8 protein-coding genes are annotated in these 10,697 nt (G+C 34.0%); all 8 read right to left on the bottom strand.

Annotated features, from left to right (window positions below):
* Window positions 1-135: 135 nt before the first annotated feature.
* Window positions 136-1,116, bottom strand: coding sequence for a glycerophosphodiester phosphodiesterase family protein (locus tag I2D94_RS06200; protein WP_072685978.1), 981 nt, complete (start codon window positions 1,114-1,116; stop codon window positions 136-138).
* Window positions 1,117-1,118: 2 nt separating this feature from the next.
* Window positions 1,119-2,060: a glycosyltransferase family 2 protein gene (locus I2D94_RS06195; RefSeq protein ID WP_229056782.1), complete on the bottom strand. Its 942-nt coding sequence runs from the start codon at window positions 2,058-2,060 to the stop codon at window positions 1,119-1,121.
* Complete coding sequence (locus I2D94_RS06190) at window positions 2,057-3,736, bottom strand: 6-pyruvoyl-tetrahydropterin synthase-related protein (RefSeq protein WP_195396012.1); 1,680 nt, start codon at window positions 3,734-3,736, stop codon at window positions 2,057-2,059. The genes I2D94_RS06195 and I2D94_RS06190 overlap by 4 nt, the downstream gene beginning before the upstream one ends.
* Window positions 3,729-5,804 (bottom strand): DUF6077 domain-containing protein, encoded by a 2,076-nt coding sequence (locus tag I2D94_RS06185; RefSeq protein WP_195396011.1) that lies wholly within the window; start codon window positions 5,802-5,804, stop codon window positions 3,729-3,731. Before I2D94_RS06185 ends, I2D94_RS06190 begins: the two co-directional genes overlap by 8 nt.
* An 89-nt stretch (window positions 5,805-5,893) precedes the next feature.
* Complete coding sequence (locus I2D94_RS18665) at window positions 5,894-6,304, bottom strand: GtrA family protein (protein ID WP_195396010.1); 411 nt, start codon at window positions 6,302-6,304, stop codon at window positions 5,894-5,896.
* 137 nt (window positions 6,305-6,441) lie between these two features.
* Window positions 6,442-6,894 carry a DUF2383 domain-containing protein gene (locus I2D94_RS06175; protein WP_195396009.1) on the bottom strand — a complete coding sequence of 151 codons (453 nt, stop codon included), beginning with the start codon at window positions 6,892-6,894 and terminating at the stop codon, window positions 6,442-6,444.
* A 42-nt stretch (window positions 6,895-6,936) separates the two neighbouring features.
* Complete coding sequence (locus tag I2D94_RS06170; protein WP_195396008.1) at window positions 6,937-8,646, bottom strand: hypothetical protein; 1,710 nt, start codon at window positions 8,644-8,646, stop codon at window positions 6,937-6,939.
* 14 nt (window positions 8,647-8,660) lie between these two features.
* Complete coding sequence (locus I2D94_RS06165; RefSeq protein WP_195396007.1) at window positions 8,661-10,592, bottom strand: phospholipid carrier-dependent glycosyltransferase; 1,932 nt, start codon at window positions 10,590-10,592, stop codon at window positions 8,661-8,663.
* Window positions 10,593-10,697 lie beyond the last annotated feature (105 nt).

Raw genomic sequence — 10,697 nt, 5'->3', positions numbered from 1 at the left:
TGAGTCCCATTTCTGGAACTCATCTGCGTCTTTCTTGTTTCGGTTTTTCTCTCACCAACACTATTTTTGAAAGAGCCTCTTAAGAATCATATCGATTTCTTAAGGATAGCTCATTTTATTCTAATTCAGATATTTTCAAGATATCATAGCTTGTTGCAGCGCCTCTTCTGTAATAAAATCTGAATAAACACCAAAGAAATGATTATCATTAATAATTTTCAAAGCTTTATCTATCTGGTTAACTGTATGAATATAGATTGTAAACTGATCTTCATAATCCTGCATTTCAGCATAAGCATAAATATCAGTAATTACTTTTGTAGCCCATTCATTATCCATATGCATAACAACTACCGGCACTTTATGTTCCTTAACAAATTGATAAATTTTTTGTCCATCAGAATCAACATAATAATGGTAAAGAGTGAATATGATTTTATTAAAGTCATAATTCTCATCTAAGAAAACATACATATCTGGAGTATAGGCTTGAGGTATAATTCTATTGATTAAGTCTGGATTAACTGAATTTACTTCGTCTATCATTTTGTTATACATCACTCTCGATCCATCAATATCAAAAGTTTTAGAATCAATGATAATATAAAAATCCGGAATTTCGTTCATAAGTTTCAGAAGATCTTTAAACATCACTGTTTTATATTTTCCATGAATCTTAACTTGCTTAAACTCGTCCGTAGACATTGGCCAATCTCCGCCAATATCCGTTAATTTATTACGAAAATCTTCCCAAGTATGAATTAAGCATATATCCCCATCCGACGTTGTATCAAGATCGATTTCAAACAACCGTGTACCTTCATTATAATTTTGATAAAAAGCTTCTAAAGAATTCGTGTAATCATACTCTCCAATGCCACCTAAGGCATGTGCCATAACTCGATACGTATGATTCCAATCTTCAACTAACTCTCCAACGTCAGAAGTGATTTTTAACACTTGTTCTGTTTCGTCAATATTAACAACAGGAGCATTATCTCTATAATCATCAAAATTTCCTTTATCTTGATATATGTTGTTAAATAAAATAAAAGCAAAACTGCCGAACGCTGTGAGCACTAATACACTGATTGCAAGAATTAACAATTTTTTCATATTTACCTCACTTTACACTTTTCTTGATATTCAAATTGGTTCAACTGACATTCAAATAAAATACACATCTGATTTTTAATAGCATCTAAGATAATTCCAACCATAAAAAGCAGAAAAGCTATAATAAACAAAGAAGCCGCAAGTACTGCACTTGGAATTTTAGTAATGAATGCGGTTTTAACAAACTCTGTAATGACCGGTATCCCTATTAGCAGACCTAAAGTTACAAACAAAATAGAAATACAACTAAAAAATAACATAGGTCGATAGTTTTTAAACAAATCAAATAGCTTTACTAAAACCTTAAAGCCATCTGAAAACGTATTTAGTTTTGACTCGCTTCCTGCTGGCCTATCTCGATATGTTATCGGAATTTCAACAAGCTTCATGCGGTAAACCAGTGAGAATATCGTCATCTCAGTTTCAATTTGAAATCCCGAACTCATAACCGGCATATTTTTTACAAATCTACGGCTATAGACACGATATCCGGTCATGATATCGTTAATATTACTTTTGAAAAGAAAATTAATCAGATTTTTAACTAAATTATTACCAAATCCATGAAAGCCTCGTTTATTCTCCTCAAAATATGTTCCATTAGAAAGGCGATCTCCTATAACCATATCCGCACATCCTTCTAGAACAGGTTGAATCAATTTATGTACCTCATCAGCAGGGTAAGTATCATCACCATCAACAAGAATATAAACGTCAGCATCAATATCTTTAAACATTGCGCGTACAACATTTCCTTTTCCCTGTGCAGTTTCTTTTCTAACTATCGCACCTGCAGCTAATGCCAAATTTGCAGTTTTATCTTTAGAGTTATTGTCATAGACATAGATATCCGCGGTAGGTAATTCTTTTTTAAAATCTTTTACAACTTTTTCAACTGTTAGTTCTTCATTATAACATGGAATTAAGACCGCAACTTTACTCATAATTTTATCCCCTTCTTTATATTTTTAATATTTGATTCATAACACTTCATGTAAATTAAAATAAATATACTTATGGTAGATACTATTTTACTTAAGCTTTGAACTAAAGTGCCAGAATATTTTATTTCATAGTGTACATTTGTTGAAAGAGTGTTATTTGAAAAAGAAACAAACCCTTCTTCATTTGGATATACATTCAAACTTTGTTCTTTGTCATCAAAAATTCCAACAACTTTATAACCTTTATAATAGATTAAAGGAAGTACATATTCAACTAAAGACTCTCTCTCATCCTCAAATGTTAATAGATTATAATCTTGCTTATAATTTAAAATTCTCTGTCCATCATTTACTAATATACTTTTCTCACGAGTTTGTAGCTGATCGTAAATTGTTATAGGCATATAATCTAAAGCTCCTAAAGCCCAAATTTCTTCACTTAATCTGTCCCCTTGACCATTATAGTATAAATCTAATGTTTTTAGATTATTTTCATCTATTTTTGATAATGAAATCAAAGGATAGATTTGAAATAACCCGAAGCCTACTGATAACATTATTATTAAAACGGATAAACGCAAATTTGACTTAACCAAAAACCCTCCAAGAATAGCACATAGAGGTATAGCTATTATTAATAATCGACAACTAAACTGAATAAAATTAGGTTTAATCAGATATTCCCATGGAAAATATCGAGTTGTCATCAAGATTACAATCAATATAATCACCGCAAAAAAGAATGCTCGCTTATTTTCTTTATATTTTAATAAAGAAATTAAAATTATAAAAATTTGAATTATTCCAATGCTCATATTAATTTTGTTATCCTCCATTCCCCAAATCATACCGGTTCCTGGAAAAATAGAGATCGCTTCTGAAAACGTCAATAGACTTTTAGCAAAACTATCATCCGAAAAATAAGATGATACTCGATAGATCCCTACGTTCAATTGTTCTAACATTGGGAAAAGAAAAAATGCGGTTAACCCTATTGAAAGTATCACTGCTTTAAACAAATTTAACAATACACGTTTTGTTAGAAACTTCCTTATATTAATCATCAGATATAATCCAAAAGCAAAACATATTAAAATAAAACTGATATTATGAACCAATAACAGACACGAAAACCCAATGGTAAGAAAAAACCAATCATTTCCTTTACCTTCAATCAGATTATAAGCACCTAACATGATTATTGGGACAATCATAAATGCAAGTACTTCTCCCAAAGCGCCTCTATAGAATACATCTGTTATAAAGTAGTTTGAAAAGATATATAAAACACTAGAAACTGCAGCGCTTTTACAATCTTTAAAGATACGATATGAACACCAAAACATTAAAAGCGACGTTAGGTACACACATATAAAAATGAACATTTTATAACTTGTTGTAATATTTACTCCGATTGCATTTAAAACTGCTGGTATATAGATTAAGAAATTTGAATAAAAAAGAGGCGAAGCATATCCATATCCATAACTTTGAAGGTAAAATAAAGATGGAAAATAATCGTGATATTGGATTGCTTTAGATAAAGAATAGATTCTAGCTATATGATAATCAGTATCATGACCTGAATAGAGCGATACCGAAGAAAACAACGGTATGCAGAACACCACAGTTAAGCACAAGCAAAATAATAAAATTAATATTCGTTTTCTATTCATTTTTTGTCACACTCTTAATCTTAAATTTAGATGTAGTTATCTCTGTTATCGCGCAAGCATCAGTTGCCTTATCAAATTCTGGATTTTCCCAATACTGAATAATAAGATAATCAACGTCATAATAATCCAAATAACCACAGGAACGAGCATAATCTTCTGTTGCTGGAGCTTCCCAATCATAATGTCTGCGGGCTAAATCATAGAAAATCCAATCGACTCGATTCCAAATATAATAATAATCCCGTGCAGTAAATATCTGATATACATTAGGAAGAAAAGTTCTTACCCCTTCCGCATGAGAAATAATTGTCGGTTGATGCTCATCGTTAAATCGATTTTGGTCACGCTCAATTAACCCCTCAAGAACATGTATCGCCTCAATTTCCTCATCACTGATTTTATAGATCGGATTCACTGTTTTCCCTCCATTTACATGAAAGGTGTATAATCCCCAATCAGAATCCAAATAAGAAGCTACATGTCCTACAACAATCTCGATACAAAGAACAACTAATAACATCCGTTTTATCCATTCTCGATGATCAAGCCATTGAATAACAGCCAATAAAATCAACATCTCTGTAAATGGATTAAACAAAACTTCTACAGTACGGTAAAATACATTAGAGGCAATCAAGTAGGCCACCGCGGTCGTCGCTAATGGGTTTAAAAATAAAATCAACATCATAACAAATAAAGATTTTATATAGTTTTGTTCTTCTGAATGAGCTTTCCAAAGAATCAAGATAACGCCGATCCATCGTATAATGTTAAGAATATTATCGAAAATATGAGAATAAATGAAATAATAATCTTTGACCATGTCATAATCTTGATGATTATTAAAATAATAGGTATAATCATATAAATAATCCGGTTTAAAGAAATTAACATAAGCCGCAAACATCATCATAAGAACAGGAATAAGAATAAAGAAAATAAATTTACCATGTTTGAAAAAGAATTTTTCAATTATATCAATAATTTTCTTCATCCACTTTGTGAATCGCAAACTATAATAAGCTATAAAAATTAGAGCTAGCGTGGGCGCAATCCAGGGAATTTCCTTATTCCGACTAAACATCGCAGCCGCATAGATTGCCATAGGTAAAACGATGATTGACATATCAACAAAGGCATTCTCTTTTTTACTAACAAAAAGATAAGCAGCCAAACTAAATAAAATCGCAAAGGAAATAAACAAGTAAGATGAGGAACAAGCTAAACCCGCTCCGACGATGAACATCATGACATACTTTAACGAATCTTCTTTATCACGCAGCCAACAATACGCTGTATAGATTAAATAAGCAGCTAGCAGAGTGCGGTATGTATTCCCATAGAACGCAAAGGCAACTCGCCAATAGTAGAAATTACTGAAAAATAATGTAAATGCAATAAGCACATACTTAACACTTTTTTGTTTAATTTTTAACCCTTCAGCAAAATTGACTATTAACATGGAAGAAATCAACGAATAGATCATGCCTAATCCCCACGTAGAGATTACAATATTATCAATTTTACCGCCAATTCCTAATAAAACTGACGGAATATTAATTACATGGCATAAAAAAGTACCGAAATGATAATAACCTTGGAATAAATACAGCGCATCCCACTCAGCGCCCACCTTTCCAGAATACAAATTAAATAAATTTAAATGTTGATTATCAATGTTCTGAGCAATGTAATTCAAATACATTGGCGAATCTGAGAAACCAATATCGATAAATAACTGGTAAAATACAGCGATGAAAGCAAGAAATGAAGCTATAATCCAAAGGGTATTCCATTGCCAGTAACGTTTAAATAATTCCTTAATATGAAATAAAGAGTATAGCAGCAAACAGCCGAAGATAAGATAACTGCTAGCATAAATCCAAGATACAGATCCATTAAAGAACTGTACAGGATAGTAGCATAGCTGCAGCGTACATAATAACAAAACAAAGCCTAGAGGAGCGGTAAAGCCCGTCGGCTTTAATTTTAATAATTTCTCAGCGAACAATCCATAACCAGCGCTGCAAAATAAAACAACACCTACAGCTAATAATATTTTAATCATAACCTAATCACCTTGTAAATCATATCATAGATCAAACTGACTTTCTATAAAAGCCGGCCCAGAAAACACTGGAACCGGCCTTACTCACCTTAATTTTTATCTTTATTCGATGTTAATTTTACGATTAAGGACATTGTCAAGTAATTAATCGGAATTGTCAGCGGCAACGCGAAAGCTTTGGCGAAAAGTTTGTCCACGCCGATCCAATTAACGAAGATCACAGTCATTACCATATTAATGATAATTCCCGGAAGATAACTGATTGGAAATGAAATAAAGCTTTTCCAATTCGGTTTTTCATGATAAGTAAAATGCATGTTTAAAAAATAAGAAAAAAACATAGGAACAATATCACCAAGTAAACTTGAAGTCGATACTGCGATACTGAAACTAACGAAAATCATATATAATATCTGAGATAAAATCGTATTGAACGCGCCGATAAAAGCAAATGATAAAAAGCTTTTATTTAAAAATTTTTCTTTTATTTTTTCTAACATATTGAACTCCTTAACTCTTTAACCTTATCTAGTTTATCATATTTTGATTCGTAAAGCTTCATTTTCTTCTTCAAACAGCCTATAAAATTAATGATTTCTTCTAAATAAAAAACTTGAATGCGTTAAGCAATCAAGCCTTAATAATTATTTAGCTTTAATTCAGTCAAATCCCGATAAACCTTTTTGTAATCCGCTTCAAGATCATGAATGACAAATAACAATTCTTCGGGCACCTGTTTATGTCTATCAATAAAATCATGACAAGCTTTTAATCCCATATCCATCGCTTTTATCGATTGATTCAAAATTTCTTCGTCACTATCTGCCATCATCGTTTTAATCTTCTCAGTCATTTCAGATAAGACAGCCATGATCCCAGTAGAATCCGTCGCATCCTCACCATAGGAATTAATTCTGCTTGTCAATTCAGTTTCATGTTTCTGGAAAATATCTAATGAATGCTTTAATGTTTCTCTTAACTTTTCTGATTGCGCTTCGACTAAATACTCCTTAAACGTCGATGCCCCCATATGACACCCTCTTAATAATTCATTTAAATCTTTAACAATTTCGTTATCCATAGAATTCATTTCATTCACCTCTAAAAATAGTATTCCCCATTTTTATATTGATCAATCCTTTTTTCTATAGATAAGTTGACTGTAGATCCATAAACAACAAGTTAAGAAAGTAAGCAGCGCAGATGCTTTTTGGATCCAGGTTCCTGAATAAGTTATAGTAATTATTCCCGACGTAACATTCTTATTATTCACTTCAACCACCCCACTGTCTTTATTTTTTATTACAGGGAGTTTGAATTGTTTACCATTCGTATCCACCGCCGCAGCGGTATACCCCTTGTAATAAGTTACCGGCATTTGCATCCATGTATTAGTTCCCATCTTGGTAATTTCAAAACTTGTTTTGTTTCCTTGTTTTTCAATGCTGCAGGCAATTTCTTTATTTCCAACAGTCACACAACGGGATGCTGTACGATAATCGGTTTGAGCTACTGGCAAATAATCTGCGCCGGCGATTTCAGGTCGGACATAAAAAGAATCGCCATAGTATGGATCCAATAAAGTTCCATCTATCAAAGCTTCATACGGCATGTCTATCCCAAAAATAATTGGTCTTTCAGCAACGGGCATAATCCGTATAAGTCCCACCACTATTCCACAAACAATTAAAAACGGAACAACTATGATGCCCGATCTTCTAAAAAATCTTACGGAGATAATCGCTGCAGCAGGACATAGAAATAAATCCGCAAGACTCATCAATCGCCACGGAAACTGAATAATTCGCATCCACGCAAAGTATTCCCAGGGAAATAATCGGCTGCTTAAGAAGTAACAAAGATAACCCAAGCCGCAAATCAGATAAAGAAAATTACTTTCTTTTGTTTTTTCTTGATTAAAGAGAAATACGCCGAGCAACGGTAAAATAGGTATCAAAACGCCCAGATTGGTCGTCATTGCCTGTCCTGGATCATAATTAATATTAGAAACGGAAAAATTCATCGTCATTTCAGTATATTGCCAGGCATTTAATGCGGTTGACGCCAAATCAGAACTTCCTGCATAATAATGTAAATATAGCTCTTGACTTGTCATTTGTTCCAGCATTGGCCACAGATAAAAGGAACATAAGCCGATTGCCCATAAAGCTGCTTTGATGATCGCCGTTCCCCTCTGCCTCTGCTGATTTAACACATGCCAGCGAATAAGGATGAAAACAATCAAAATTAGAACCATCAGATAAAAGGATAGCGTGTGAGAAAGAAGTAAGCCTGAATAGCCCGTCATTAGCCAAGACCACTTTTTTTCATCACCCCAAAGGACTTCATAGATTCCAATTAAAGCCACAGGCATAAAGATAAAAGCCAACACTTCCCCTAAAGCTCCGCGAACATAAATATCAGTGAATCGATAGAGTGAAAAAACATAAAGAAATGCAGCCAAATACATTGCAGGCTGCTGCCGGCTAAGCTTCATTGTTAGCTTTCCCATATACCAAGCCGAAAAAAAGCTGCAAAGCAAAAGTAAGAATTGATAGCTGCGCGTCAAGCTTAAGCCCGCATTATAGAGCAAGGCAGGTATGATTAAGAAAAAATCACAGTAGAACAACGGACTGGCATATCCAAAATTATTATTCTTATAGGGATAAATTCGCGGCATGTAATTTCCGTCTTTAAAGCTTTGCGCCAAACCTTCAATCCGGCTTAAGTGAAAACATGTGTCATGCTCCAGATTAACTCCATGAGTCCAATAAGGAGCTAAAGATAACAAGGCAATAACAAGACAGAATAGAACAAAAAACAGTTGTTGCTTTCGCTTCATCTTTTACCCTCCTTTTATCCAAAGTACCAGCTTGGAAACCATCGCATAAATCCATCAATATAAGCTTGAGTTGTGCCAAAGCCAGCTGTCGCAGGTAAAAATAAAACAAAAAGCAAAATACAGGCAAGGGCAAAAATTTTGATCCGCTTTTCGTAACGAGCATCCTTGTCAACCAAGCTTTTCAATCCGTAAACAAGCGCGACGATTAAAAATGGAACTGAAGGATAATAGTGATAAATAAAAACACACCGAGTGACTAACATCCAAGGAATGAGCTGAGCAAAATAACAGACTAAAATCATTCCCGCTGTTTTTGTTTTATTTCTGATAAATTCATAGGCACAGAAAAGAATCGCAAAAAACCCAGACCACCAAATCAGCGGATTGCCAAAAGCTGAGATGGTGTAAACAAGATTCTCACTGATATGATGATAATACCAAATTGGACGGGCATCCAGTATCCATTGCCACCATACCGATTGAAAAGGATGGGTTGCGTCAAGATTCGCATGATAGTTATACATCCCCATAGTCTGCTTGAAAACTCCGGCCAGACTCCATCCCTCGCCGCGATTGATTATACATGGCGAATAAGATAAAGCATAGATGATCAAAGGAATCAAAACAAACCACAGGCAGCACCAAAGAAGGGTAATCCAACAGTATTTAGGGAAAACTTCAATTTTATGTTTTTCTAATGCAGTTAGATCTTTTGATCGTTTCGCCTGTCTGTATTCAACATAACGGCTGATTAAGCTGCTGAAAAATAATACGGCCAGTCCCATCCCGGCATAAACACCTGTCCATTTTACGGAAACGCCAATTCCCATGCTAATTCCTGCTGCGGCTAATAAACCTAATGATTTCTTAAAATCATCCACATAAAAGTTCATTAAGCAATAACGAATCATGAAATAAGTCATCAGTAAAATAAAGAAAACAGAAAAAGGTTCCAATGTAGCGATTCTCGCCGTTGTTAAATGCATAAAATCACAGGCCAGGAAAACAGCTCCCAAAGCTGCGTAAAAAGTCTTATTAAATAATCTGCGGCAAAGATCATACAACAGAGGGATCATCGCAGCGCTGAAAAGAACCCCGCCAAATCGCCACGCAAAAGGATTATTACCTAATAATTTGATAAAAAACGCAATAACTTGCGTTCCCAAAAGCGGATGGACAAAAGCATACATAACCTGACCTTCAGCAATTTCCTGAGCATTGCGGACATGATAGATCTCGTCAAAATAAGTTTCATTCAGATACAACGGATCGATCTTCAGCTTAGACTGCTCGTCAATAACCAACTGCGGATCGTAAGTGCCTTCAGGATTACTCGAATAAACAGTCAATGGTAAAAAATCATTAAATCCCGCTCGCTTCAATCCAATTTCATTAATAACATTATTCTTTTCTCCAGCCGTGATACGAAGATAGCGATAATTCCATTGTCCTTCAATAATTTTCCACTGAAGATAACTGCTGTTATCAATTTGCGAAATATTATCCCAATCTACTAAATCATTGGATCCTTCAATTAAGACATTTCTTAAACCAATTTGATAACCGCTTTCTAATGCATTATTATCCCCCTCACCAGAAAGCAGATAAATTCGATCAAAGGCACTGCTTCCATCCGCAATCTGTAAAACAAAAGATTCATTCGACTGGGTTGGCTGCCAGCGCGTTTGCGGCATTTCAGTGTCCCCCAATTGCCAGAATGCAACAACCAGGAACATTAACGTTATTGTCCCGCATATTAAACTGTCAAAAGCATTCCAGACTGCCTTTCCAGTGGATGTTTCTTTTGACTGAGGCTTTATTATTTCATTTTTTTTCTTTAAACTCTTATATATCATAAAAGAAACAATCAGGATAACACCTTCAATTAGAAGTAAACTAATTAATTCTTGATTATGAAAAAGCGTTAAACTTATTTCTTTTAACATGTTTCAGGACTCCTTTTAGCTAATAGTATATCAGAATCAAACCAGGCTTTCTACATACTTCATACTTACATTTCTTTTACAACTTTACACTAACTATAGAATTTC

The sequence above is a fragment of the Holdemania sp. 1001302B_160321_E10 genome (assembly GCF_015552275.1).
Lineage (GTDB): Bacteria > Bacillota_I > Bacilli_A > Erysipelotrichales > Erysipelotrichaceae > Holdemania.
Note: the sequence above shows the minus strand (reverse complement) of the source record. Positions and strands in the feature narration are given on the sequence as shown.

Bases quoted from the DNA above. Each gene is read 5' to 3' on its own strand.
- I2D94_RS06200 (WP_072685978.1), bottom strand. From the start codon at position 1,116: ATGAAAAAATTGTTAATTCTTGCAATCAGTGTATTAGTGCTCACAGCG.
- I2D94_RS06195 (WP_229056782.1), bottom strand. From the start codon at position 2,060: ATGAGTAAAGTTGCGGTCTTAATTCCATGTTATAATGAAGAACTAACA.
- I2D94_RS06190 (WP_195396012.1), bottom strand. From the start codon at position 3,736: ATGAATAGAAAACGAATATTAATTTTATTATTTTGCTTGTGCTTAACT.
- I2D94_RS06185 (WP_195396011.1), bottom strand. From the start codon at position 5,804: ATGATTAAAATATTATTAGCTGTAGGTGTTGTTTTATTTTGCAGCGCT.
- I2D94_RS18665 (WP_195396010.1), bottom strand. From the start codon at position 6,304: ATGTTAGAAAAAATAAAAGAAAAATTTTTAAATAAAAGCTTTTTATCA.
- I2D94_RS06175 (WP_195396009.1), bottom strand. From the start codon at position 6,894: ATGAATTCTATGGATAACGAAATTGTTAAAGATTTAAATGAATTATTA.
- I2D94_RS06170 (WP_195396008.1), bottom strand. From the start codon at position 8,646: ATGAAGCGAAAGCAACAACTGTTTTTTGTTCTATTCTGTCTTGTTATT.
- I2D94_RS06165 (WP_195396007.1), bottom strand. From the start codon at position 10,592: ATGTTAAAAGAAATAAGTTTAACGCTTTTTCATAATCAAGAATTAATT.